Here is a 26,515-nt window from a genome sequence, read left to right as displayed (position 1 = left end):
CCGTCAAGCTTGCGTCAGTCCGGATCTGGCTGCGAAGTTATGAGTCGGTGACCTAAAGGGGAGCAGTGGTCTCGCTTTCTGAATGACGCGGTTGTTCAGCTCTCGCGATGTGCTTGCGACCGAGTAAACGCATCACGACCACGAAGAAGATCGGAACCCAGAACACCGCTAGTACCGTTGCCGTAACCATACCGCCGAATACGCCCGTTCCGAGAGCATGCTGGCTCTTGGCGCTCGCCCCGCCTGCGATAACGAGCGGTACGACCCCGAGGATGAAGGCGAAAGACGTCATGAGGATCGGCCGGAAGCGGAGATAGGCGGCCTCAATCGTCGCATCCTCCAGAGGTCTTCCGCGCGCCAGCAAATCTTTCGCAAATTCGATGATCAGGATGGCGTTCTTGGCTGACAGCCCGATGATGGTGACAAGGCCAACGGTGAAGAAGACGTCGTTCGGCAAGCCTCTGATATTTGCGGCGGCGACGGACCCCACGACCCCGAGCGGGACAACCAGCATCACGGCCAACGGAATGGACCAGCTCTCGTAAAGCGCAGCGAGGCAAAGGAAGACGAACAGGATCGACAAGGCGAGAAGGAACCTGGCCTGATTGCCCGCGAGCTTCTCCTGATAGGATTGTCCGGCCCATTCGTAGCCGAAACCGGAGGGCAGAAGTCGCGCGAGCCGTTCCATCTCGGCGATGGCGTCGCCGCTGCTGTAGCCCTGAGCGGGCGCGCCGGTGAGACGAATGGCAGGATATCCATTGTAGCCGACGATCTGCGTGGGTGCTAGCGTCCAGGATATTCTCGCGAAGGACGAAAACGGCACCATCTCGCCGGCGCTGTTCCTCACGCTGTATGTGAGCAGATCCTCGGGTTTTGTGCGCGTCTCCTCGCTTGCCTGCACAATCACGCGCTGCATGCGGCCGCGGTTCGGGAAATCGTTAATGTAGTTCGATCCGAGATGGGTCGAAAGTGTCGCATTGATGTCGAGGAAAGTCACGCCGAGCGCTGCGGCCTTCTCCCGGTTGATGTCAAGCCTGATTTGTGGAGCGGGCGGGAGCCCTTCGACCGAAACGTTCGACAATACCGGCGACTTCTCCGCTGCGGCAATGAGCGTGTCCTTCGCCGCCATCAGCGCCTCGTAACCGCGCTGGCCACGGTCCTGAAGGCGAAAGCTGAATCCGCTCGTCGTTCCGAGATTGTCGATGGGCGGCGGGGCGAGTGCCGAGACCTGCGCATCGCGGATCGCCCTGAAGGCGGCGTCACTCCTTTCAATCAGCGCGTCGGCGGTTTCGTCCGGCCCGCGCTTCGACCAATCTTTCAGCGTGACGAAGGCTTGCGCCGTCATCGGCCCCTGGCCAAAGAAGCTGTAGCCGGTGATGAAGGTCACATCGTCGATACCGGGTGTTTTTGCGAGTTGCCCTTCGACTGTTTTGACGACGTCGAGCGTTCGACTCGCGCTGGCTTCCGAAGGCCCAAGCACATCAACCATGATGAAGCCCTGATCATCGATCGGGACGAAGCCGCCCGGCATCTTCCAGAGCGCATAGCCAACGCCCACCACAAGCGCGATATAGACAATCATGAAGCGCACGCTTCGCGCGATCATCCAGCGGGTGATTTTCGTATAGCGGGAGGTCGTCGCATCGAGGCGTCTGTTGAACCAGGCAAAAAAGCCGCGTCTTGGATGGCCGTGCCCTTTCTCCACCGGCTTGAGCATCGTGGCGCACAAGGCGGGCGTGAGCGAGAGCGCGAGAAACGCTGAGAAGGCGATCGACACGACAATGGAAGCGGAGAACTGCCGGTACATAAGGCCCGCCGAACCCGGAAAAAACGCCATCGGCACGAACACGGCGGTCAACACCAGCGTGATGCCGATGACCGCGCCGCTGATCTGGCCCATGGCCTTGATCGTCGCCTCCTTCGGTGGAAGTCCCTCCTCGTCCATGATGCGCTCAACGTTCTCCACCACGACGATTGCGTCGTCCACGAGGATGCCAATGGCGAGCACCATCCCGAACATGGTGAGCACGTTGATGGAAAGACCCATCGCCAGCAAAACGGCGCAGGTGCCGAGCAACGCGATAGGGACCACGAGCGTCGGGATGATCGTGTAGCGGATGTTCTGAAGGAACAGGAACATCACTAGGAACACGAGCAGGACTGCTTCACCAAGCGTCAGCAACACCTTCTTGACGGACGCCTCTATGACTGGCGTCACGTCATATGAAATCTCGTAGCTCACGCCCGGCGGAAAATATGTGGCCAGCTCTGCCATTTTAGCGCGGGCGGCGATGGCGGTGGCGAGCGCGTTTCCGGTGGGTGCAAGCTGAACCGCGATTGCAGCCGCAGGACGGCCATTCAGCCGCGTGGTGAAGCCATAGGACAAGCCGCCGACTTCGATACGCGCAACGTCGCGCAGCCTGACCGTGGCGCCGTTCGGATTGGCGCGAAGCACAATATCGCCGAACTCGTCAGGGGATGCGAGTTGCCCTTTAACGAGGACCATGTTCTGAATCCGCTGCTCGGGCGGCGCGGGCGCAACGCCAAGAGAGCCGGACGCTACCTGCGCATTCTGCGCCTCGATGGCTTCGTCCACGTCCCGTGCCGTCAGATTGAGGCCGAGCAGCTTGTCCGGGTCGAGCCAGATCCGCATCGCCCGCTCGGTGGAGAACAGGCGCGCGCGCCCGACACCTTCCAGACGCCTCAGCTCCTGCAGCACATAGCGCGTCGCAATATCGCCAAGCGCGATCTCGTCGAGTTTGCCGTCCTTGGAGGTCAGGGTCACGAACTGCAGAATGGCGCTGCTCGCCTCCAGGATCGATATGCCTTCTTCGCGGACGACCTCGGGGAGCCTCGGCTCGATACGCTTGATGCGGTTTTGCACATCGACCGAGGCGAGCGTGATGTCGGTGCCCGGCTTGAAGTAGGCGAGAATTTCCACTTCGCCGGTCGTGTCGCTCGTGGACTCGTAGCTCAGGATGTTGGTAGCGCCGTTCAATTCCTCCTCTATCAGGCGGGTCACGCTGAAATACAGGTTTTGCGTCGAGGCGCCGGGGTAGGACGTGGTGATCGAGATCGAAGGCGGCGCGATGATCGGATATTGTGCAACCGGAAGAAAGGGAAGCGACAGCATGCCTGCGAGGCATATGAAAATCGCAACAACCCAGGCGAAAACCGGACGGGCGATAAAGAAGCTCGACATCGGCTGCACTCCAACAGAAGTGGCGGTTCGGGAGCAGTAGAGGCGGCCTCGCCGGTTATCGGGTCGCGGCTTGAGTGATCGGGCGCTCGCTCCAGGGCACCGGCTTGACGCGTTCTCCGGGAGTGAACTTCTGGAAGCCATCGACGACAATTCTGTATCCCGGCTTCAGTCCGTCCTCGATGGTGACCCGCCCGCCGATCGTCCTGCCAACGCGCACAGGCTGAAGGATGGCGCGGTCGCTGTCGTTGACAACGAAAACGGCGCTCACACCGGAGTCTGTGCGTTGCACGGCTTGCGCCGGTACGGCAATGCCGTCGATGTCGATCGCTTCCTCAATAACCACTCGCACATACATCCCCGGAAGAAGTTCTGATTTCGGATTGGGGAATTCGCCTCTCAGCATCACCTTTGCGGTGCCGGGGTCTACGGTTACGTCCGAAAACAGGAGACGGCCGGGGAATGCATAGGCCGAGCCGTCATCGAATAGCAGGCGCACGCTCGCCGTGTCAGGCGACACGCGTCTGAGGTTCCCATCGGAAAGGGCTCGTTTCATGTCGTTGACTTCGGTCACGGACTGGGTGAAGTCGGCATAAATGGGATCGAGTTGCTGGATCGTCGCCATATGCGTGGCTTCGGTTCGGCCCACGAGTGCCCCCTCCGTAACAAGCGCGCGACCGATGCGCCCGGCAATCGGCGCGCGGACTGTTGCATAGTCGAGGTTGAGCTTGGCCTGCTCTACGGCCGCTTTCTGTGCGGCCACCTCTGCTTCCGCCTGTTGCCTCGCGGCAAGAGCGAGATCGTATTGCGCCTGGGTGGTCGTCTGGCCGGTCAGAAGCGTTTTCAGGCGTCCTTCCTGCCGCGTCGTCTGCTGGGCGACGGCCTGGGCCTTGGCCAGAGCGGCTTCCGCGCGGTCGAGTTCGACCTGAAACAGCGCGGGATCGATACGGTAGAGCACTGCGTTGGCCTTCACCAGGCTGCCCTGCTGAAAGGTTCGCTCGATGACGATACCGCCGACTCGCGGGCGCACCTCAGCGACGCGGATTGGCGTAATCCGCCCGGGAAGCTCCTTCGTGAGCGTGATCGGCGCCTTCGTCACGGTCAACACCCCGACCTCGGGCGGGAGGGCTGTGTTTGATGTCGTCGTTTTTTCCTCGGCGCAAGCACCAAGGACCAACGCAACGGCGGCAATAGCGAGCAACGGCGGCCGCAAGCCAAAGCGCGGACGCAACTGAAGGCCATTATGTAGGTGATAGCGCAAGCTTAAGTCCCAATCGACGACATTGTTTTATTCGACTCATCGGCTAAGATGACGATGCGGGATTGCACATTATTACGGGTTTATTGAACAGACCGTGCGCTAAACAGCAAGAATTTTCGACGAAACGAAAATTCCCGTTTAGAGGGCGGCGTTTTTCGACAGAGGCGTTTTTCGACAGAAATGAGTTCGAGCAGGCGCTCGCACGACGCGGTATGACCGAAGCACGCTCAGATGCGGATCAACCGCACGCTCTTCAGAAGGTCGCGGTGCTGCGCGCGGCGCAGATCACGCGGTGCACCCGACGAACAACAAACCGCCCGGCAGCATTAAACCCCGTGCACCTGAGAGCTGTTTCGCAATATTCGGCTTTTTGCTGAACATACCGCAGTTCGCGGTGGGGAGCCGTCCACAGTACGACCCGGTTCGCGCTTTGCTCGCACCAGAGTTTCCGTGCGTCGAAGAAGCCGTTCCCGCCCCTGACGATGCCCATGAAGAATGCCGTTGACACCACCGCTTGATACTCCGGTGGCAGATCAAGTCATTGATTTTGCTGTTGTATCTGAAGGAACAGACACTTGAAAAAATGTTGGCGCACCCGACAGGACTCGAACCTGTGACCCCTAGATTCGGAATCTAGTACTCTATCCAGCTGAGCTACGGGTGCGTGTGCCAAGGCATACCGGTTCGCAAACCGATATGCAAGCATCTGGCCGCAGCATAGCCGAAGCCCCGCGCCGTCGCAATAAGTCATCTCGGTCGGCGCGCGGGCAAACGTCATGCTGAAAGCGCTGGCGCCACTCACACGCCTGTCGATGCCCGCCGATTGGGGTTGGCCGGTCGCCTCGAACCCGCCTATATTCGCCGCATGACAGCCGCCCCATCGCTCGCCGAAACGCCCGTTTCCACCGCCCCCGCCGAAGCCGCCGTGCCGCCCGGCAGCCGCGTCTATCTTATCGACGGCTCGGGCTACATCTTCCGTGCCTTCCACGCGCTGCCGCCGCTGACGCGCCCGTCGGACGGGTTGCCGGTCGGCGCGGTGCACGGTTTCTGCAACATGCTGTGGAAGCTGCTTCGCGAGACGAAGGGCGAAAAGGCGCCGACGCATCTCGCGGTGATCTTCGACCACAGCCGCGCGAGCTTCCGCACCGAAATTTCCGCGGCCTACAAGGCGCAGCGCCCCGAGCCGCCAGCCGAACTCGTCCCGCAATTCGCGCTGATCCGCGATGCTGTGCGCGCCTTCAACGTCGCCTGCATCGAGCAGGAGGGCTACGAGGCCGACGACATCATAGCGGCCTACACCTGCCAGGCGGCGGACGCGGGCGCGGAAGTGGTGATCGTCTCGTCCGACAAGGATCTGATGCAGCTCGTCCGCCCCGGCGTGACCATGCTCGACACCATGAAGAACAAGGTGATCGGCGAGGCGGAGGTGATCGAGAAGTTCGGGGTGCCGCCGGCGAAGGTCGTCGACGTGCAGGCGCTCGCGGGCGACTCGGTCGACAACGTGCCGGGGGTGCCGGGCATCGGCATCAAGACGGCGGCGGAACTCATTCGCGAATATGGCGACCTCGAAAACCTGCTCGCCAATGCGCCGCTCATCAAGCAGAAGATGCGGCGCGAGCGGCTCATCGAGTTCGCCGACCAGGCGCGGCTTTCGCGCCGCCTCGTCGAGCTTAGCTGCGACATGCCCGTCGAAAAGCCGCTCGACCTCGCCGCCGTCGAAGAGCCGGACCCGCACGCGCTGCTCGAATTCCTGCGCACGATGGAATTCAACTCGCTGACGAAGCGGATTTCCGAGGCGTTCGGCGTGGAGCCGTCCACGGGGGAGATGACGCGCCCCGCACCCGGTGGCGAAGTCGACGCCGAGGCACCGGAGAAAGCGCCCGGCGGCGATACGCCCGCTGATGAGGTGCGCCGTGTGGAGGCGTGGCTGAAGGCGATCCCGTTCGACCGCTCGCTTTACCAGCAGGTGACGGACCTCCAGACGCTCGAAGACTGGATCGCAGCCGCCACCGAACAAGGGTTCGTCGCCTTCGACACCGAAACGACAGCGCTCGACGCCATGTCCGCGAAACTCTGCGGCGTGGCGCTGGCGCTCGAACCCGGCCGCGCCTGCTACATCCCGCTTGCGCATCGCGCGGGCGACGGCCTCGACTTTACGGGCGCGGGCGAGATCGCCCAGCTTCCGATGGAAAGCGCCCTGCCCCGCCTGAAAGCGCTCCTCGAAGACGACAGCGTGCTGAAGATCGGCCAGAACATCAAATACGACGCGCTCATCATGCGCCGCCACGGCGATATCCGCGTCACGCCCTACGACGACACCATGCTGATGGCCTATGCCTGCGATCAGGGGCGCGGCGGGCTCGCGGGTTTCGGCATGGACGAGTTGTCGAAGCGCCATCTCGGCCACACGCCCATCGCCTTCACCGATGTTGCGGGCAAGGGGAAGGCACAGTCCACCTTCGACTGCATCGCGGTCGACAAGGCGACGGAATACGCCGCCGAAGACGCCGACGTGACGCTTCGCCTGTGGCACTTGTTCCGCGCGCGCCTCGCCGCCGAGGGCATGGCCGCCGTTTACGCGACGCTCGAACGCCCGATGCCCGCAGTGCTCGGCACCATGGAATTCAACGGCATCAGGGTCGATCGCGCGGTCCTCTCGCGCCTTTCCGCCGACTTCGCGCAGAGCCTCGCGCGCCTTGAGGATGAGATCTACGAGCTTGCCGGCCAGCGCTTCAATATCGGCTCGCCGCAGCAGATCGCCGACCTGCTTTTCGGCAAGTTCGGCCTGCCCGGCGCGAAGAAGACTTCCACCGGCAAATGGAGCACGGGCGCGAAGGTGCTCGAAGACCTGGTATCGAGCGAAGACCTCACCGAAGACCAGCGCCGCCTGCCGGGCAAGCTCCTCGAATGGCGGCAACTCGCGAAGCTGAAAAGCACCTACACCGACTCGCTGCCGCAGCACATCGACGCCGACACGGGCCGCATCCACACCTGTTTCTCGCTCGCCTCCACCTCGACAGGGCGGCTGTCATCGACCGAGCCGAACCTGCAAAACATCCCCATCCGCACGCGCGAAGGCCGCATGATCCGCTCGGCCTTCATCGCGGAACCGGGCAAGAAGCTCATCTCAGCCGATTACAGCCAGATCGAGCTTCGCGTGCTCGCCCATATGGCCGACATTCCGGCGCTGAAACACGCCTTCGCCGAAGGGCTCGACATCCACGCGATGACGGCGAGCGAGATGTTCGGCGTGCCGGTGAAGGACATGCCGGGCGAGGTGCGCCGCCGCGCGAAGGCCATCAATTTCGGCATCATCTACGGCATTTCAGCGTTCGGCCTGTCGCAGCAGCTCGGCATCCCGCGTCAGGAGGCGGGGGACTACATCTCCAGGTATTTCGAGCGCTTCCCCGGCATCCGCGCCTATATGGACGCAATGCGCTCGAAGGTGCACGAAGACGGCCATGTGGAAACACTGTTCGGCCGCAAGATCCACTTCCCCGAGATCAACACACCGAAGTGGAACATGCGGCAGTTCTTCGAGCGCGCGGCGATCAACGCGCCGATTCAGGGCACCGCCGCCGACATCATCCGCCGCGCGATGGTGCGCGTGCCCGCCGCGCTGGAAAAGGCGGGCGTTCGCGCGAAGATGCTGCTTCAGGTGCACGACGAACTCGTGTTCGAGGCCGACGATGCGGAGGTGGAAGCCACGATCAAGGCCGTGACCCGCGTCATGGAGCGCGCCGCCGAGCCCGCCGTGGCCTTCTCCGTGCCGCTGAAGGTGGACGCCCGCGCCGCGCGGAACTGGGACGAGGCGCATTAGGTAACCCTCCGCTCACGAGGTAACCCTCCGCTCACGCGGACCCGGTTTGACGCAGGGAAGCTGATCGACAGCGGAAACATGGAGCGTCGGGCCGCCTCCGATTTGCGGCACCACGCTGTAGGCAAAAGAAGCGAGTTCCGATCTTGCATCGGAATTCGCTTCGAATGTTTTGCCCTATTCGGCGGCCTTTTTCGCCTGCACCTCGGCGGCGAGCTTCTTCAGTTCCTCGCCAAATTTGGGGCCGAGGTCGGAACGCGCCAGCGCAAATGCCACGTTCGCCGTGAGGAAGCCGAGCTTCGAGCCGCAATCGTAGCTCTTGCCGCGGAACTTGTAGGCGAAGAACAGTTGATCCTGCATCAGCGTGCGCATCGCGTCGGTAAGCTGGATCTCGTTGCCCGCGCCGCGCTCCTGATATTTCAGGATGTCGAAGATTTCGGGCTGGAGGATGTAGCGGCCCATGATGATGAGGTTCGAGGGCGACGTGCCCTTCGCGGGCTTTTCCACCATCGAATCGATGCGCCACAGACGGTCGCCCTCGACGCCCGCGAGGCCGACAACGCCGTAGGAACTCGTCTCCTCGGGCGCCACCTCTTCCACGGCGATGATGTTGATCTTCGCCTCGGGATATTTCTCCACGAGGCCGTCATAGACCCGGATCATCTGGCCGAGGCAGCTTTCGCCATCGGGCAGCACGATCACGTCGGGCAGAAGCAGCGCGAACGGATCGCGGCCCACGATGTCATGCGCGCACCAGACCGCGTGACCGAGGCCGAGCGGCTCCTGCTGGCGGGTGAAGCTCGTAGCGCCGGGCTTCGGCAGGTGCGTTTCGAGGTTCAGCAGCTCTTCCTGCTTGTTGCGCCGCCTAAGCACTTCTTCCAACTCGAATTGCCGGTCGAAATGATCCTCGATGACGCCTTTATTGCGCCCAGTTACGAAGATGAAATGTTCGATGCCGCCGGTGCGCGCCTCGTCGGCCACGTGCTGGATGATGGGGCGGTCGACCACGGTCAGCATCTCTTTCGGCATCGCCTTCGTGGCGGGGAGAAAGCGCGTGCCGAGACCGGCGACGGGGAAAATGGCCTTGCGGATAGGCTTGCTCATGGGACTTCTCGGTGAGGGTTTGAGCTTATCGACGAAGATTCTCGGGCGCTTCAGCGGTGAGACCGTTCGCGAACGATATAGCGAACGCGCGCCGAGATAGAAGCGCTAATTGCGGCTCCCGCGAGGCACGCTGAGGGAGAATCGATTTGCACAGGGTCGCCGCGCGGCTGGCCGCCGCGCTGATCGCGATGATGACGCTCGCAGGCTTCGGAAGCGCGCGCGCGGAGGAGTCACAGGACACGGCATTCGGCGCCCTGAAGTCGGAGCTTTGGCCCCTGGCGGAACGAGAAGGCATCGCACGCGACACATTCGACGCGGCTTTCGCGGGCCTCGAACCGGACCCGGAAGTGCTGCGGCTCGCCAACCGCCAGCCCGAATTCACGCTTACCGCGACACAATATCTCGACCGCATCATCACGCCCGCGCGCATTGCCGACGGCAAGGCCGCCTATCTCAAATATGAGGGAAAGCTCAAGGTGCTTGAGCGGCGCTATGGCGTGAGCCGCTTCATTCTCGTCGCGATCTGGGGCGCCGAATCCGATTTCGGCAACAAGCAGGGATCGTGGGCGGTCTTCCGCTCTCTGGCGACGCTCGCCGCAGCCGGACGCCGCGCGGATTTCTGGAAGACGCAAATCGTGGAAGCGCTCAAGATCGTCGAAAACCAGCGCATCTCGCCCGACAAGCTGTCAGGCTCCTGGGCGGGCGCCATGGGCCACACGCAGTTCATACCGTCCACTTACAACAAGTTCGGCATCAGCTTCTCGGGCAGGCCGCGCGGCGACATATGGGACGACCCGGCCGACGCGATGGCCTCCACGGCGAACTACCTCGCCCAATCGGGCTGGCAGCGGCGGCGAACCTGGGGCTACGCGGTCCGTTTGCCGGATGGCTTCGCGCCGACCGACGCACAGGAAGCCAGGCCCATCGCAAGCTGGCGCAAGATCGGCGTGGCGCGCGAAACGGGTGAACCTTTCCCGAAGCCGGGTGAAACCGCGCGCCTCTTCCTGCCGGAGAAAACAAATCCGTTCACGGGCGAAAAAACCAACACATTGGCATTTCTCACTGTCGCGAACTTCGATGTCATTAAGACATACAACAATTCGGATCTGTATGCTCTCGCGGTAGGGCTGCTCGCCGATCGTCTGGCCGCCGAGCTTTCATCGCGATAGACGTGCGATAAGCGTAAGCCGGGGTTCTGGCGGAGGGAAGCGCGCTCTCCCTGAGACAGGTGGAAAAAGGTGTGCGGCCACGGTGCAGGCTTGATCCTGACACATTCCCGCATAAAACAAGGCCGTGAGGCAAAATGGGGTGGAGTTTAGTCTTTGGCGCGTTCAGCGAGGATAATCAGATGACCTCGATATCCCGCGCCCTGGCGTCACTGGTCGCCATCGTCTTCGCCCTCGCCGCAGGGGGCGGGATCGTCCTTGCGCAGACACCGAACCCCCTCTCGTCGAGCTACGTGACGCCCTTTCCGCTGACGGATCGATATCAGGTCCGCATTATCGGCGACTGGCTCGGGCCGGGCCTGACAAACGGCCTTCAGGACGCTTTCAAGCAGGATGCATCGGTGCAGATTCAGGATGCGTCGAAATCGAATTACGGCCTCGCGCGAACGGAGCAGATCGGCCTCTTTGCCGACATCGACAAGCTGGTCGCGTCGACACCCCCCGTCAACGTCGCCGTGATCATGCTCGGCGTGAATGACGTGACCTCGATGAAAGCGCCGACCGGTACAGGGCGACTTCAGCCCGGCACCGCCGAATGGAAGGATGTCTACGGTCGGGAAGCCGAAAAGCTCATTCGCAAGCTGAAGGCCGCCAACATCTCGGTTTACTGGCTCGGCCTTCCCGTCATGGCGAATAGCCAGAGAAACGAAGCGGTAGCGGCCATGAACGACGCGGTACGCCAGTCGGCCTACGTCAACGGCGCAAAATTCATCGAAACGAGCGCGGGCTTTACCGATCAGTCCGGGGCCTACACGGCTTATGGCCCCGACCTCAGCGGACAGACGAAACGTTTGCGCGAAGGCGACGGCGTGGGCTTTACGGCGGCAGGCAGCCGCAAGCTCGCCAATTACGTGGAAATCGTGCTCAGGCGCGATCTTGCCCAGGCGAAGGCGCAGCGCAACATCCCGCTCGCGGGCGACGAGGAAGAACAGGCGCGCGTGGTCCCGGGTGCAAGCCGCTCGGCAAAGGGTGCTGGCGGCAAATCCGTCTGGACGACGGAAACGGATGCAAGGCCCGACGGCCCAGCCGCCGTTACAGGGACGGAAACGAAAGCTGCTTCAGCAAAAGACAATGGTCCGGCAGCGGGGCCAGACACCGCGCCGGCCGGCGCCGGCGACGAACGCCGCGAGCATGCTGCCTTCGCCGGTTCCTCAGGCTTTCAGGGCGGTGAACTGATCTTCGGCGACCTCGGCGACGGCATGACGGCCATTGCTGCCATATCGCCTGTGGGTGAATTCTCGATGCGGGAGATCCAGCGGCAGACGCCCCTCGCCGACCGCCTGTATTTCAAGGTTCTGAGCCGTGGCGATGCCTTGCCATCGAAAGAAGGGCGAGCCGATGATTTCACGTGGCGCGAAGACAGCGCCACGTCGCAGCAGTAATTCTACTTCGTGTTGTCAGATGTCGTCGAGTAAGTGTGCCGGAGTCTTCATGCAGGGAAGTCAACGACCCGATCGGCGCTTCTGGTGGAAGCGATTGCTGCCCGCATTGGGACTGGCAGCCCTTCCGCTTCTGGGCGGATGCCTGCCCGGCATGGGATGGAGCGACGATACGGGCCGTGCGCCTCTCGCGGAAGACAACGACGGCTCACCCGCGCTGAACCGGTCCTACAAGACAAACTTCCTGTCGTTCCAGTCTCCGTCTTCTGCCGGATCGCACCCCGCTCCGACGCTCATGCCCGACAGCGGACCGTCGCTCTTCGCGTTCTCCACCTTCGAAGCGCGCCGCCCCTCCCCTTCAGACGCCTCGCTCGCGCTTGCCCTCAACACAACAGAGGCTTACGAGCCGCAGGCCATCACCGCCGCCGAAGCATTGCAGAACTTTTACGGCGCGCTCACGCGGTTGAACGCCGGAAAGCGTTCGGGCGCGGCTAAGATCGTCCATCTCGGTGGAGACGAAATCGTTGACGACCGTTTCGCTGGCGCTCTCAGGGAGCATCTCACGAGCCGCTTCGGCAACGCCGGGCGTGGCCTCATGCTGCCCGGCCTCTATCCCGTGCGGGGGATGAAGATCGATCGCGGGGGCGCGTGGTCGCTTGCCAGCGCGGCGAGCAGCGCGTCGGGTCCGTTCGGCCTGTCCGGCGTGCGCGTGACCTCGGCCGCCTCTGATGCATGGCTGCGGTTCACCTCCGCGGAAACCGCCTTCGACTGGGTCGAAGCCTCTTTCATGACAGGGCCGCAGCAGGGCACCGTCGCCATCAGCGTCGATGGAGAGATGAAGCTCGTCCCGACGCGGGCGCCGAACGTGAGCCAGACCTCGATACGCATCATGGCGAAGGCGCGCGAAGTAACGATCCGCCCGCGCGGCGACGGCGAAGTGACGATGCTGTCGCTGACAACCGGCACGCAAACGCCAGGCATCGTTTATTCGAATGCCGGTGTCCCCGGCGCGACCGCGATGACGCTCGGCAAATGGTCCCGCGACTTCGCAGCGAATGATCTCAAGAAGCTCGACCCGGATCTCGTGATCCTGAGTTTCGGGAAGAAGGAAGGCTTCGATGACGATCTCGACATTCGCGATTATGAGGCCCGTCTCAGGCTGACGGTGGAGCAGATCAAGAGCGCCGTGCCAGGTGCGTCGCTCCTTTTGATCGGACCACCTGACGCAGCGCGGCTGCCGACCTTTTCCGGTTCCGGCGGCGCGCAGGTCTGCCGCGCCCTCAATCCGCAGGAAATTGCCGGCTACACGCGCCTTCTCGGCCGCAGCAACGAGCGCCTCGGCCGCTGGCACGCACCGCCGCGCCTCGAAGCGGTCCGCTCCGCGATCCGGCGCACCGCCGCAGCAAGCGGGGCCTTTTATTGGGACTGGGCGAAATACATGGGCGGCCACTGCTCGATCCATGCATGGACGACTGTCAACCCGCCATTGGCCGCCCCCGACCATTTCACGCTGACGGAGGCCGGAAATCTGCGTTCTGCGCGCGCGTTGTTCGCGGAACTGATGGCAGGCTTCGACGGGTATCAGCGCCTTGCCGCCGCGAAAGCCGCGCCGGCGCCACAGGCTGCAACCCTTGTCATCGCAGCGCCTCCGAAGGCCGCCGTCAAGAAACGCCGGTAGATCGAGCGCTATCAGGCCGGTTTACTGAATGGCCGAATAGCGGCAATTTCCTCCTTGATTGAACCGGGATTCAAGATGCGGGCCGGAGGAAGCCGGCATTGATGCCACGTTCCTCTTTCGCACGATCTGTGTCAGCGTGTGTTGCTCGACCGGCGGCGTGAGCAGCAGAGCGGCCACAGCCCGCTTTGATGACGCATTTTCCAGCGCTTGCGACGCGATCCCCCCGCGCGAGGGGCCGGAGGAGCTGGTCTCAAACTGGCCCTGAAAAAGGAAGCCCCGCCTTCCGCGTGAGGGGCCGGAGGGGGAGCATTCGTTCGCCAGCATTCCGATGAATCGGCATTGGCCCAGACATCGAGATTCTAGAGATCGACTGTCAACCCGCTCCGACTGGAGTCGACGAAGAAGCCTGCATCATTACGATCCGACGAAAGCGGCTCTGAAGAAGCCGTTTGTCCCATCCGCTCTCGTTTCCATAACTTCAGACGCGGCTGGGGTGACGCCGATGCGGCGTTACCGGACGACGGGCTCGTCGCACGGGCAAGATGGGCGGCCACGGCAAGCGAAGCCTCGTGCCGAGCAGCTCAAACGGGTGCCGCACGTTTCGCTGCACGAAAAGAAGCAGGTCGAGGCTGAAACATAAAGCGCAGGCCACATCGGACTTGCGGCAGGATGCAGCAAGGGCGGTGGCGCGCACCTTATTGCGAGATCCCGACCCGCGAAGGCGGCCGTCGCACGACAAGCTTACGCTCGCCAACGACCAAGAAGGCCGCTTTGGGCTCCGTCAAGTGGAGCGAATTTGACTTCTAAGCCCCGGTTGCTTCGAGCTTTCAATCAAAGGTAAAAATTCGAAAGCTCCATTAGAAAGCATCGCTTGCCAATGGTCCTTTTGATCCCGGCCCCGCAAGCGTGCTGCAAACGGATGCAATTGTCGGAATCGGACAACTAGATATCGCCGCGGCTCGCTACGATGCGAAGGCGCGTCGAAGCTGGCTTGGTTGCATCGACGATCTCCGGAAGTCTCACCGACTCCTGCTTGACAACGCCGGTCTTGGCCCTGACGCTCCAGTTCCAGAGCGCCTCGGCCGGGATGGGCAGCACGAGAAACCAGTGCTCGATGATGCCAAGCGCCAGGATTACGATCGAAAATGTCAGCGCGAGCGCGTCAAAGGGCGAATGCTGCATCTCGACCGCCTTGTGCACAAGGACGGCCGCGAAAACGGTCGATACGGTGATCGAAACCGGGAACAGGAGGTTCATCGGCTTCTTGCGCAGGTAGGAGCTTAGATAGCGCAGATGCTCGGGGAAGAAGTGATCGTTGAGATTGCGGACACCGAGGACGGCGTTCACCTTCGCGCTCGCATGCATGAGCCAGATCACCGTATACGTCCAGGACCCGATGTGATTCGTGCCGTTGAGCGTTGCGAAGCAAACGGCAACACCGAGAAGCGCCGCGCTAGCCTCGTGATAAAGGCAAGTTTCAGCGGCATGCCACATGTGCCGGGAGCCGGAGCAGCCCGGAGGACAAGCGGTCTTGCGCGGTCCGGTGATGACGCCGGTGTAGAACGTCAGTTGCGTCCACGCCCAGGCGAGAAGACCGCAGGTAAAGCTGACATAGGCTGCCAGAACCGTCTGGCTCTGGCTGGAGACGTACAGACCGTAGAGCGAGCCCAGCAGCACGAGCGTTCCGCCGAGCACGCTCCATTTGTAGGTGTGTTTTGGCAGATTATTGAGATACAGAACAGCGCCGGTGCTGAACCACCAGACAAAGAGAACGTAGAGGGTCGGAAGCCCGTAATGTATCAATGCCCTACCCTCGCTAGCTCGCCGTTCGCGACCGCACTGCCCGCGGCGCGCCAGGCGCCCTGAAAGGCAGCCGCGCGATAACCGCGCGCAAGGACAAAGCTGGCTTCCCCGATGAGCGCGATATTTCTTTCAGCGGCAAGCGCCGCGACGCGTCTGATGCATTTATGACAAATAGAGGCTCCCGATCCTTGATATCAATCAAGTCCGCTCGCCCGGGTTCGCCGACGCCGGGGTTCGCCCGCTTCTTCTGCGCTACAAGAACACGCCTGTTGCTCTGAAGCCACCGCAGCCGCACCGCCATGGAACGGCTCTGTGTTGCGAAGGAAGCAAGGGCACCGACGCCTTCCATGCTCTGTGGACACGGCGAGTTGCAAGCCACCGATGTTCTTTCGACAGCGTTCAAAAATCCCGGACCGGCATGCACGCCAAAAATCTGCGCGACCCCACGAGAGCCCCCTTCTGCGCGAACCGGCGTCATCGAGGCACGCTCGTATCGGGAAGGAGTTGCGCGAAGGTTTCGGCGTTCTTCTGACCGTAGGCGGCAAGCTCCACCGTTTCGCCGGTCGATGGGTCGGTCAGGGTCAGCCTGCCATCGCTCCACTGTGTGACGACGAACGGCGCGTCCGGCCCGGCCTTGGATCGCGCCTGACGCACCTGGCGAAGAATGCGCATCGCCGTCGCCATGAATGAATTCTTTTCGCGGTCGAGGATCTGGAAGGGCTCGGTTGCTCCCTGATCGAAGACGGCGATCCCCCCGGAAGGCGCGTCCCGGAAGATGACGGCCCGCGAAACGACGGGGCGGCGCGAAGCATCCGCCACGCCGCCGCCGAGCCTATCGACGACGCTTGAGCCGATGACGATAACGAGGAGAGCGGCGACGGCCGCGCTTCCCAGAAGCAGCGCTTTGTTCACACCCTTGAACATACCGGTGCGTTTCCAATTCGATTACGCTGCCTCGGCAGCGGGCTGACCGGGGTCAGTCACCTTTTTTTCCGCATCCTGCTGATCGGTTGCAGCCTGCGTCTCTTTATTTTCATTCTCATCTACGCTCTGCGCCGCAAACGGTGCAAGTGCCTGTTTGAGAATTTCGGCAACCTTTTCCGGCTCCGCTACCGAGCGGAGCATCGGCTGCGTCGGCGAAACGCGCCATGGCCGCGCATGAGGCCACAAGATGAGATAGGCGATGCGGTCCTTGCCGCTCGTTTCAAAAGCGATATCCGCGCAGCCGTTCGAATGCCTGTTCATGGCGACGTTCTTGACGAAGCGGAGCGGCACATTCACGGCCTTCGTCAACGCGATCCCGTAACGCAACACCACGCGGCGTGTCGTGACTGTGTAGATCGTCGTCTTGGCGAGAAGGATCGACCAGATCACCGCTATCGAGACCAGGATGCCGTTCAGCAGCGCGAGAAAGGCAGCGAGTTCGTACGCTTCCGATACGGGCTTGCCGTCGGCCGCTGTGGCAACGACCCTCCACGCGATCAAAAGCGCGAAATAGAGCGTGATCGTGCGCACATGGCAGAGATGAACGGCCAGGGACCGCCATTTAGGCGATCCCTGCCAAAGGATTTTTTCATCCTCGGGAAGCCGGTACGGGAGACCCCGTATCGGCTCGTAGTCGTATTCACTCATAAAAGAGGCTCCTGACGAGCCGGCGTAGCGTACAAGATGCCGCCCGCATAGTACGCGGCGACCTTGTCTTCCTCGAGTCGCGTCACGCGATCCGGGTTGGCGAGCTTCGGCGCATCTTCGATCTGGGCGCCGAGGATCGATTCGAGAACGACCTTGCCCTTGCCCTGGTCGACCTTGGCGAGCGTGATCGGAACGAGAACATTCCGGCCCTTCGGCGTCGTAACTTCGAGATAGCGGATGATGACTTCCGAGCGGTCGAGCCACGCATCGCGGATCTTGCCGGCCTTGGCACCATCGGCGCCATAAACCGTGAACCCGCGCGGGTCGCGGTCATGCTCGTCGACGGCATAATCGGTGGCGACGCGCAGGGGAGCGATGCGGGTCAGACCGTCATAGGTCAGATCCGGTACGTCCTGACGCTGCACCCACGCAGCCGGGCCGACGCCGTCGATCAACGGATTGCCGGTCGGAATGAGCGGCGAGCCGGGATGATTGGTCGCGGGCTTGGCCTTGATCTCACGCTCGGGCTTGTAGGGCTGAGGAGAGGTCGTCGTGCCGCCATGGAAAAGACGGAAGATCTTCTTGTCCGGGATCGTGAGATAGCCGTCGTTCTGCGGCTTGCCGGTCGATTCGTTGATCAGGGGATACCCCTCACGCCGGTCTTCACGGCGCAGGTAAAGGATCAGGAGCGCGAAGAAGATCCAGAACGCGTACAACGTCACCTGGGCGACGTCGAGATGTGATGTCAGTGCGCCGGTTGGCATTAAAACCTCCAAAGTTTTTTCTCAACCCGGATAATCAGCTAGGCCGAATTGCGGCGGCTTTTGCCTTGATGTATCACCCGCTGTGCGCACCAAGGGGCCGATGGCCACGAGCGTCGCGAACAACAGGGCAATTTCGATATGATAGACAATGAGGTAACTTGTGTCTGTGCGCATTAGCGCCTCACCCAGGCTACCGTTCGCCGCAAGGGTCGCGCTAATGTCACGGATGGCACCGCCGAGTGCAATTCCGCCTCCTGTCGCAGAGGCACCGACTGCACCCCACGCACCAAGCGCTAAACCGGCCTGAGAGGCTTTTGCAAGCTCCATTGCGGCCGTCAGAGTGCCTGCGGCAAAAAAGCCGCTGCCAAATCCGAGCGCCACGACGCCCACCTCGAACAGGAGGCGTTCGCCGACGGGCGCGGAAAAGACGAACGCAGCCAGCGCCGCGAGGCCGACCATCACGCCTTGCGCGGCGAGCCGGTGCGGATTGACGCCCCTGTCGAGGCGACGCGCGGCAATGGCGAGCGAAATGAGCGCGCCCAGCGCGAAAAAGGCCGTCAGCGCCGTCGTCTGCGACACCGTCATCCCGAGAACCTGACCGCCATATGGCTCGATCAGGATATCTTGCATGCTGAAGCCGACCGTGCCGAGCCCCAGCCCCACAAATATGCGCTTCCAGTTGCCGGTCGCCATGAACGTGCGCCACGCTTCCCCGAAATCGGGTTTGGGCTCGTGCTCGACGAGGCGGCGCGGCCTGCGCGGCTCCTGCTTCCACAATGCGACAATATTCAGCACCATGGTCGCGAGCGCTGTGCCCTGAATCACCTCGATAAGCCGCATCTGGCTGAAATTCGTGAGGAGATCGCCGAGAAGCAGCGCGCTTACGCTCATGCCGATCAGCAGCATGACATACAGGAACGCGACGACTCGCGGCCGCTTCTCGGCGGGCGACAAGTCCATCGCGAGCGCGAGTCCGGCCGTCTGGGTCGTGTGCATGCCCGCGCCGACGAGCAGGAAGGCGAGCGCGGCCGCGAACTGACCGAGGATCGGCGGCCCTTGCGTGTCGCCCGACAGGAGGATCAGAGCAAAAGGCATGATGGCGAGGCCGCCGAACTGGATCAGCGTGCCGAACCAGATGTAAGGCACACGCTTCCAGCCGAGGAGCGAGCGGTGCGTGTCGGACTTGAAGCCGAGGAGAGCGCGGAACGGTGCGAAAACGAGCGGGATCGCGATCATCAGGGCGACAAGCCACGCGGGCACGCCGAGATCGAGGATCATCACGCGGTTCAGCGTGCCGTTGACGAGCACCAGAGCCATGCCGACCGTCACCTGAAACAGGGAGAGGCGCAGCAGCCGGTGCAAGGGAAATTGCGGCGTCGCCGCGTCCGCAAAAGGCAGAAACTTCGGCCCAAGGCCCTTCAGGAACAGGAAAGCGGCGCTTGGATGTGAGGTTGCTGGCGGCGCCTTTGGTTCGGTTGCCTTTTGCGAGCCGGAAGGCTCCGACGGGTTTACGGTGGAAACCGAAATCGGCGGAATATCGGTTGCTTTGTCGCCCACTGAAGTCAGGGTGGCGTTAGCGGGCTGCGGCGCGGCGTAAGCTGTCGAATCGGACACGGCAGCTGTTTCGTCCGGCATCTCTTTCGGAGTGCCGGGCGCGCCTACCTGCCTATGACCTCCGACATCCGTCACGCGGCGACCAACTCCATGGCGTGCGAGGTGTAGAACCCGTTCACGATCCGCTCCGAGCGACCCTGTGTGAAGCCCGCAAGGCGGCTATCCTTCGTGATCATCCCTGAAAGTCTGGTTTCCGCAATAGGTTCGATGGCCGGCGACCGATCCGAACGGGGGAAAAGCTTGCCCGCGCTGTGCATGACGGAGAGCGCGAATGTCTTTGGCGCGAAGGTGAAAAGCACCTGCCGATCTGCAAGCGCGGCGAGACCCGAAAGCGCGCTTACGAGGTCGTCTGCCTTGTAGTGAATAAGCGAATCCATCGCGACGCAGAAATCGTAGCGACCGCGCGAAGCGTCCAGCATATCGCCGGAATGGAATTCGATTCGGTCGGCGACATCTTCCGGCATGCGCTCCTGAGCGATGCCGACGAGCGTCGGGGAGAGATCCACCGCCACCACATGCGCGCCGCGACGCGCCGCTTCGACCGAGAGAAGCCCCGTGCCGCAACCGGCGTCGAGAAGACGCGCGCCTGTCAGGTCGTCGGGAAGCCAGCTCATGAGCGTCGCGCGCATGCGGTCGCGGCCCGCGCGCACCGTCGCGCGCACGCCGCTGACAGGGGCATCGGTCGTCAGTTTCGCCCACGCATCCGCCGCAGTCCTGTCGAAATAGGTTTTGAGGTCGTGGCGGCGATCGAGGTAGGACTGCGTCGTCATCAGTTGAATCCCAGGAATTCGAAAATATCGCGGTCTTTCATCGGCGTGGCCTCCAGGGGCTCGGCGCCGTCCCACATCGCCTGCGCAAGCTTCAGATATTCCGACTGCGCGCGCTCCACATCCTCCGACGGGTCCATCTCGAACAGGGTCTTCTTCTTGAGACGCGAAAGGCGGATGCAGTCGAGGTCGGGGACGTGTGCCATGCGCTTCAGACCGATAGCGGCGTTGAAGCGGTCGATCTCGTCGGTGGCGCGGCTGCGGTTCGCCACAACCCCGCCAAGACGCACGCGGTAGTTCTTCGATTTCGCCTGAATGGCCGCGACGATGCGGTTCATCGCGAAAATCGAATCGAAGTCGTTCGCCGTCACGATCAGCGCGCGCTCGGCATATTGCAGCGGTGCCGCGAAGCCGCCGCATACCACGTCGCCCAGCACGTCGAACACCACGACATCGGTCTCGTCGAGCAGATGATGCTCCTTCATGAGCTTCACCGTCTGCCCCACGACATAGCCGCCGCAGCCTGTGCCCGCCGGCGGTCCGCCCGCCTCGACGCACATGACGCCGTTATAGCCCTCGAACATGTAGTCCTCGGGACGAAGCTCCTCGGTGTGGAAGTTCACCGTTTCGAGCACGTCGATGACCGTCGGAATCATGCTCTTCGTGAGCGTGAACGTGCTGTCGTGCTTCGGATCGCAGCCGATCTGGAGCACGCGCTTGCCGAGCTTCGAGAACGCGACCGACAGGTTCGACGACGTCGTGCTCTTGCCGATGCCGCCCTTGCCGTAGACTGCGAAAACCTTGGCATTCCCGATCTTCATGTTCGGATCGAGATGCACCTGCATGCTGCCTTCGCCGTCGCCTTCGTCCTGGCCTGCGGCGCCCTTGGCGCGATATTGCGGGATCGGCTGCGCCGGTATGCGCGTGTACATGCTCATGCGGCTTCCTCTACCATGCCAACCCCTTCGATCTGGTCTTCGAGTTCCTCGGACGCCTTGCGAAGAGCGTCGAGCGTCTCGTCGTCCGGCTTCCAGTAGTTGCGTTCGTAAGCTTCGTTCAGACGGTTCACCATGCGCGCGGTCGCTGTCGGGTTCAAGGCCGCGAGCCGCTTGCGCATCGTTTCGTCAAGCACATAGGTCTGCGTGAGGCGCTGATAGACCCATGGATCGACCTGCCCTGTCGTCGCCGACCAGCCCATCGTGTTGGTGACGGTCGCCTCGATCTGGCGCACGCCCTCATAGCCGTGCTCCAGCATGCCTTCGTACCATTTCGGGTTGAGCGCCCGCGTGCGCGTCTCAAGCGAAACCTGCTCGGAAAGCGTGCGCACCTTGCCCTCGCCGCGCGTCTGGTCGCTGATATAGACGGGCAGATCCTTGCCCCCTTTCGCGCGCTTGACCGACCGCGTGATGCCGCCCAGCGTATCGAAATACTGGTCGATGGTGGTCACGCCGAGATCGACCGAATCGAGGTTCTGATAGGCGAGATCGACGTCCGCGAGCATCGTCTTCAGGAGCGCGGGCTGCGCCATCGGCTTGCCCTGCCGTCCGTAGGCGAACGACTTGCGGCGGCTGTAGGTCTCGGCCAGTTCGTCCTCGTCCTGCCATGCGCCCGAATCGACGAGCAGGTTGACGTTCGCGCCGTAAGCGCCGTCTCCGTTCGAGAAAACGCGAAGCGAGGCCGTTTCCATGTCGCAGTTTTGCGACGTCTGATAGGCGAGCGCGTGTTTGCGGATGAAGTTCCTGTCGAGCGGCTCGTCCGCGATGGCGGCTTCGTAGGACGCTTCCGCGAGCAGCTTCATCTGCAAGGGCAAGAGGTCGCGGAAGATGCCCGACATGGTCATCACCACGTCGATGCGCGGGCGGCCGAGTTCTTCGAGCGGCACGAGCGAGGCACCGCACACGCGGCCATAGCTGTCGAGACGCGGGCGCGCTCCCATGAGCGCCAGCGCCTGCGCGATCGGCTCGCCTTCCGTCTTGAGGTTGTCGGTGCCCCAGAGCACGAACGCGACCGATTCGGGCAGCGCGTTGCCCTCCGCCATATGGCGGTCGAGGAGCCGCGCCGCCTGCTTCTCGCCTTCCTTCATCGCGAACACGCTCGGGATGCGGAAGGGGTCGAAGCCGTGGATGTTACGGCCGGTGGGCAGGATGTCGGGATTGCGGATGATGTCGCCGCCCGCGACGGGGCGGATGTAGCGGGCGTCGAGCGCGCGCACGATGGCGGGCAGTTCCGCGTCCTCGCCGAGGTGGTTGTACATCTCCGCGAGCTTGGCGAGCTTGGCGATATTCTGCTCTGAGCGTTCGAGCCCCGCGCGCTTCAGCGCGTCCTCCGGCGACTGGCCACCCGCTACGGCGCGGATCAGATCGTGAGGCGGGCTGAAACCGTCGAGCGCCTCGGCGGCGAAGGCGAGAAGGTCGCGCCGCTCGTCGTCGGTCGCCGGCTTTCCGACCACGTGGAGGCCGTGCGGGATCAGCGTCTCTTCAAGCTCGATCACGGCATTGATGAGCGCCGCCACCTTGCCTTCGACCTCGGCTGCGGGCCATTGCGGCTCGGCTTCGGCGAGATCGACGGCGGAAGCCTGCGCCTGAATGAGCGCTGCGAGTGCTTCCTTCTCGGCGTCGACCGTCTCCGGTGTGAACTCGCGCCAGCGCTGCACCGAAGCCTTGAGGTCGAGCAGCCCGCGATAAAGCCCCGCCTGCGTGACGGGCGGAGTCAGATAGCTGACGACCGTCGCGGCACTGCGGCGCTTCGCGAGCGTACCTTCCGACGGGTTGTTCGCCGCATAGAGATAGAAGTTCGGCAGGTCGCCAATGAGCCGGTCCGGCCAGCAGTCGCCCGAGAGGCCGGTTTGCTTGCCCGGCATGAATTCGAGCGCGCCATGGGTGCCGAAATGCAGCAGCGCGTGCACGCCGAAATCGTCGCGCAGCCAGCGGTAGAACGCCGAGAAGGCATGCGTCGGCGCAAAACCGCGCTCGAACAGCAAGCGCATCGGGTCGCCTTCATAGCCCATCGCGGGCTGGATGCCGACGAACACATTGCCGAACGTCTCGCCGAGCACGAACACCGTCGCGCCGTCGGTCTGCTGGCGGCCGGGAGCAGCGCCCCACGCCTTTTCGATCTGCGGCAGCCACTTCTCGGCGCGAATGTAATCGTTCACCGGGATGCGGGCCAGCACGTTGGCGGGCGTGCCGTAACGGGCCGAATTGCCGCCGATGACGCGTTCGCGCAGGGCATCGACGGACTCGGGCACCTCGACGGTGTAGCCTTCCGCCTTCAACCGTTGAAGCGTGTTGTAGAGCGACTCGAACACCGCAAGCGACATCGCCGTGCCGATGTTGCCTGCATTCGGCGGGAAACAGAACATCACGACGCCGAGCTTACGCTCCGCGCGCTCGCTCTTCCGAAGCTGGATCAGACGCTCGACACGCGAAGAGATCATTTCGGCGCGTTCGACGCAGGAATGCATGTCGCGCGCGGTCGAGGCCGGGAAGACGCAGCCGAGTTCGCAGCCGGGGCAAGGGGAGTCGGTGCAGTCGGATCGGCCGCCGAACACCGCCGGACCCGTGGCGCCGTCAAGCTCGGGGATCGCCACCATCATGGTGCTTTCCACGGGCATAAGCCCGCGAACGTCGCCCGCCCATTGCTGAAGCGTCTGGAATTCGACCGGCTGGACGGAGATATAAGGGACGTCGAGCCTCGCAAGAATTTCCTGCGCGCCCTTGGCGTCATTATAGGCCGGGCCGCCGACGAGCGAGAAGCCGGTGAGCGAGACGAGCGCGTCGATCTTCGTCCTGCCGTTCTCGATGAAATAACGCTCGATCGCCTCGCGCGCGTCGAGGCCGCTCGCGAAGACGGGAATCACGTTCAAGCCCCGCTTCTCCAGCGTCTCGATCATGCCGTCATAATGGAGCGAATTGCCCGCGAGCACGTAGGAACGCATGACGAGCACGCCGACCGTGCCCTTGTCGCTGCCCTTTGCGTGCGGCAGTTCGTCGATGCTATGGCCGACGCGATTTTTAAGCGTCGGGTGATAGACGCCGACCTCGGGATATTCCACCGGCTCGGCCGCGCTGATCTTGCCGCGCAGAGCCTGACGCGGGCCGCTCGCATAGCGGTTCACGAGATAGCGAACCATGTGCGCAATATTGTCGTCGGAACCGGCGAGCCAATATTGCAGCGTGAGGAAATAGGCACGCACATCCTGCGCGGCGCCGGGAATGAAGCGCAGGATCTTCGGCAGGCGGCGCAGCATGGCCATCTGCTTGGCGCCCGCGTTCGCCGGCTGGCTTTCGCCTTCCTTCTTCTTCGGCTTCAGCTTCTTTAAAAGCGACAGGACGCCCTTGTCGGAGCCGTCCATGTTGAAGCCGCCCATCTTGGTGACGCGCGCGACTTCGCTCGCCGACATGCAGGCAATCATGGCGTCGCAATGGTCGCGGCGCGCTTCGAGCGCAGGCAGCACCGCCTTGATGTGCTCCTCGATGAACAGCATCGTGGTGAGGATGATGTCGCCCTCGCGGATGTCGTCGAGGCACTCGTCGAGAAGCTCGGGATTCTGACCCCACTCGCTCGCGGCGTGAAGCGTGATGCGAAGGCCCGGCAGTTCGTCTGCCAGCGTCTCCTTGGCACGCTCGACGGCGCTCGCCAGATGGCTGTCGAGCGTTACAATGACGAAGCGCACGGGTGTGCTGCTAGCGGCTGAAGTGCGCTTTTGCATCGTAAAGTGTCTCTACCGTGATGTTCGAGATGCCTTTTTCGGCGGCGTAGCGCTCGGTGTTCCGTTTCGCCTTGCCGCGAACGAAGAAAGGAATTTTGCGAAGCTCGGCCTCGGCGTCGGGAAGCCAAACCGGCGCGCCGGGCGTGCCGGAGCTTTCCGCGGACCGCGCGGCCACCGCTACTTCGGCCTGAGCCGTGGCGACCGCAGCCTCTCGCGCGACGGGCGCTTCCTTCGGGGCTTGCGGCGCGGCGCCGAGATGCGAGGGGGCCTCCTGAAACTCGAAATCCTCGCGGAACATGCGAAGCAGATGCTCTTCGAGGCCCATCATCAGCGGATGCACCCACGTGTCGAACAGCACGTTCGCGCCCTCGAAACCCATCTGCGGCGAGTAGCGCGCCGGGAAATCCTGAACGTGGACAGGCGCGGAGATGACGGCGCAAGGGATGCCGAGGCGCTTGGCGACGTGCCGCTCCATCTGCGTGCCGAGCACGAGTTCCGGATTCGAGTCGCGGACTGCCGATTCGACTTCGAGGTAATCGTCGGTGATCAGCGGCTGGACCCCGTATTCGGCGGCGGCTGCGCGGATCTCGCGGGCAAATTCGCGGCTGTAGGTGCCGAGGCCGACGACCTGGAAACCGAGTTCCTTCGAGGCCACGCGGGCGGCGGCGAGCGCATGCGTCGCGTCGCCGAAGATGAAGACGCGCTTGCCGGTAAGGTAGGTCGAGTCGACCGAACGAGAGTACCACGGCAGCCGCGTACGCTCCGTCACGTCTGCGGAGACGCCAGCGATTTGGGCGACCTCGGCGATGAAGGCACGCGTCGCGGTGACGCCGATGGGCACGGTCTTCGTATAGGGCTGCTTGAAAGCGCGCTCCAGCCACTGCGCGGTCGACAGCGCGTGTTCGGGATAGAGCACGACGTTGAAATCCGCGTCGGGAATGCGCTGGATGTCGGCGGGCGAGGCTCCTAGCGGCGCTACCACGTTGACGCCGATGCCCATGCTGTCGAGAAGGCGCGTGATTTCGAGGATGTCGTCGCGATGGCGGAAGCCGAGAGCGGTCGGGCCGAGGAGATTCGCAAGGGGCCGCTCGTTCTTCGGGCGCTCCTGCCCCTGACGCGGGCCCGCGAGGGTGCGGACGATACGATAGAAGGTTTCGGCCGCGCCCCAGTTTTCTTTCTTCTGATAGGCGGGCAGTTCGAGCGGGATCACGGGAACCGGCAGGCCGAGCGCTTCGGCGAGACCGCCGGGGTCGTCCTGGATGAGTTCGGCCGTACATGACGAGCCGACGAGCAGCGCCTGCGGCTTGAACCGTTCATAGGCTTCGGCAAGCGCCGCCTGAAACAGTTCCGCCGTGTCGGTGCCGAGATCGCGCGCCTGAAATGTCGTGTACGTTACGGGCGGACGCTTGTCGCGGCGCTCGATCATTGTGAAGAGAAGGTCGGCGTAGGTGTCGCCCTGCGGCGCATGAAGGACATAATGAACGCCCGTCATCGCGGTCGCGACGCGCATCGCTCCGATATGCGGCGGGCCTTCATAGGTCCATACGGTGAGTTGCATCC

16 protein-coding genes and 1 tRNA gene are annotated in these 26,515 nt (G+C 63.0%); 4 read left to right on the top strand and 13 right to left on the bottom strand.

What is annotated here, in order from left to right:
• Nucleotides 1–52: 52 nt before the first annotated feature.
• The 3 genes from QM659_RS11060 to QM659_RS11050 form a co-directional block, all read right to left on the bottom strand.
• Nucleotides 53–3,202, bottom strand: a complete 3,150-nt coding sequence (locus tag QM659_RS11060) for a multidrug efflux RND transporter permease subunit (RefSeq protein WP_415188470.1) — start codon at nucleotides 3,200–3,202, stop codon at nucleotides 53–55.
• A 55-nt stretch (nucleotides 3,203–3,257) separates the two neighbouring features.
• A complete protein-coding gene (locus QM659_RS11055; RefSeq protein WP_415188471.1) occupies nucleotides 3,258–4,430 on the bottom strand; it encodes an efflux RND transporter periplasmic adaptor subunit in 1,173 nt (390 codons plus the stop codon).
• A gap of 617 nt (nucleotides 4,431–5,047) precedes the next feature.
• Nucleotides 5,048–5,124 (bottom strand) — tRNA-Arg (locus tag QM659_RS11050).
• A 201-nt stretch (nucleotides 5,125–5,325) separates the two neighbouring features.
• Between QM659_RS11050 and polA the strand changes: the two genes are divergently transcribed.
• Nucleotides 5,326–8,280: a DNA polymerase I gene (gene polA, locus QM659_RS11045; RefSeq protein ID WP_415188469.1), complete on the top strand. Its 2,955-nt coding sequence runs from the start codon at nucleotides 5,326–5,328 to the stop codon at nucleotides 8,278–8,280.
• 174 nt (nucleotides 8,281–8,454) lie between these two features.
• Here polA and QM659_RS11040 read toward each other — a convergent pair whose 3' ends face one another.
• A complete protein-coding gene (locus QM659_RS11040; protein ID WP_127076181.1) occupies nucleotides 8,455–9,381 on the bottom strand; it encodes a UTP--glucose-1-phosphate uridylyltransferase in 927 nt (308 codons plus the stop codon).
• 146 nt (nucleotides 9,382–9,527) lie between these two features.
• Here QM659_RS11040 and QM659_RS11035 point away from each other — a divergent pair, with 146 nt between their 5' ends.
• From QM659_RS11035 to QM659_RS11025, 3 genes are all read left to right on the top strand, one after another.
• On the top strand, nucleotides 9,528–10,550 hold the full coding sequence (locus QM659_RS11035) for a lytic murein transglycosylase (RefSeq protein ID WP_415188468.1): 1,023 nt from the start codon (nucleotides 9,528–9,530) through the stop codon (nucleotides 10,548–10,550).
• Nucleotides 10,551–10,729: 179 nt separating this feature from the next.
• Nucleotides 10,730–11,989, top strand: coding sequence for a GDSL-type esterase/lipase family protein (locus tag QM659_RS11030; RefSeq protein ID WP_415188467.1), 1,260 nt, complete (start codon nucleotides 10,730–10,732; stop codon nucleotides 11,987–11,989).
• A gap of 49 nt (nucleotides 11,990–12,038) precedes the next feature.
• Complete coding sequence (locus QM659_RS11025) at nucleotides 12,039–13,664, top strand: GDSL-type esterase/lipase family protein (RefSeq protein ID WP_415188466.1); 1,626 nt, start codon at nucleotides 12,039–12,041, stop codon at nucleotides 13,662–13,664.
• A gap of 942 nt (nucleotides 13,665–14,606) precedes the next feature.
• On the opposite strand, the gene puhE is transcribed toward QM659_RS11025, so the two are convergent.
• The 9 genes from puhE to bchB form a co-directional block, all read right to left on the bottom strand.
• Nucleotides 14,607–15,467 (bottom strand): putative photosynthetic complex assembly protein PuhE, encoded by an 861-nt coding sequence (puhE, locus tag QM659_RS11020; RefSeq protein WP_415188465.1) that lies wholly within the window; start codon nucleotides 15,465–15,467, stop codon nucleotides 14,607–14,609.
• Between the two features lie 474 nt (nucleotides 15,468–15,941).
• Entirely contained in the window at nucleotides 15,942–16,391 is a 450-nt protein-coding gene (puhC, locus tag QM659_RS11015) for a photosynthetic complex assembly protein PuhC (protein WP_415188464.1), read from the bottom strand.
• Nucleotides 16,392–16,412: 21 nt separating this feature from the next.
• Nucleotides 16,413–17,099 carry a photosynthetic complex putative assembly protein PuhB gene (gene puhB, locus QM659_RS11010; protein WP_415188463.1) on the bottom strand — a complete coding sequence of 229 codons (687 nt, stop codon included), beginning with the start codon at nucleotides 17,097–17,099 and terminating at the stop codon, nucleotides 16,413–16,415.
• A complete protein-coding gene (gene puhA / locus QM659_RS11005; protein WP_303486393.1) occupies nucleotides 17,096–17,863 on the bottom strand; it encodes a photosynthetic reaction center subunit H in 768 nt (255 codons plus the stop codon). Before puhA ends, puhB begins: the two co-directional genes overlap by 4 nt.
• Nucleotides 17,864–17,884: 21 nt before the next feature.
• Nucleotides 17,885–19,291, bottom strand: coding sequence for a BCD family MFS transporter (locus QM659_RS11000; RefSeq protein WP_164729865.1), 1,407 nt, complete (start codon nucleotides 19,289–19,291; stop codon nucleotides 17,885–17,887).
• A 257-nt stretch (nucleotides 19,292–19,548) separates the two neighbouring features.
• The gene (bchM, locus tag QM659_RS10995) at nucleotides 19,549–20,247 is read right to left on the bottom strand and encodes a magnesium protoporphyrin IX methyltransferase (protein WP_415188462.1); all 699 of its coding nucleotides are present in this window, start codon (nucleotides 20,245–20,247) and stop codon (nucleotides 19,549–19,551) included.
• The gene (gene bchL, locus QM659_RS10990) at nucleotides 20,247–21,089 is read right to left on the bottom strand and encodes a ferredoxin:protochlorophyllide reductase (ATP-dependent) iron-sulfur ATP-binding protein (RefSeq protein WP_245433941.1); all 843 of its coding nucleotides are present in this window, start codon (nucleotides 21,087–21,089) and stop codon (nucleotides 20,247–20,249) included. Before bchL ends, bchM begins: the two co-directional genes overlap by 1 nt.
• Before the next feature lie 89 nt (nucleotides 21,090–21,178).
• Nucleotides 21,179–24,955, bottom strand: coding sequence for a magnesium chelatase subunit H (locus tag QM659_RS10985; RefSeq protein ID WP_415188461.1), 3,777 nt, complete (start codon nucleotides 24,953–24,955; stop codon nucleotides 21,179–21,181).
• Complete coding sequence (gene bchB, locus QM659_RS10980) at nucleotides 24,930–26,513, bottom strand: ferredoxin:protochlorophyllide reductase (ATP-dependent) subunit B (protein ID WP_415188460.1); 1,584 nt, start codon at nucleotides 26,511–26,513, stop codon at nucleotides 24,930–24,932. The genes QM659_RS10985 and bchB overlap by 26 nt, the downstream gene beginning before the upstream one ends.
• Nucleotides 26,514–26,515 lie beyond the last annotated feature (2 nt).

It is taken from the genome of Rhodomicrobium sp. (assembly GCF_047605405.1).
GTDB classification, from domain to species: domain Bacteria; phylum Pseudomonadota; class Alphaproteobacteria; order Rhizobiales; family Rhodomicrobiaceae; genus Rhodomicrobium; species Rhodomicrobium lacus.
The sequence above is the reverse complement of the archived record's forward strand: the minus strand, read 5'-3'. Positions and strand labels throughout refer to the sequence as shown.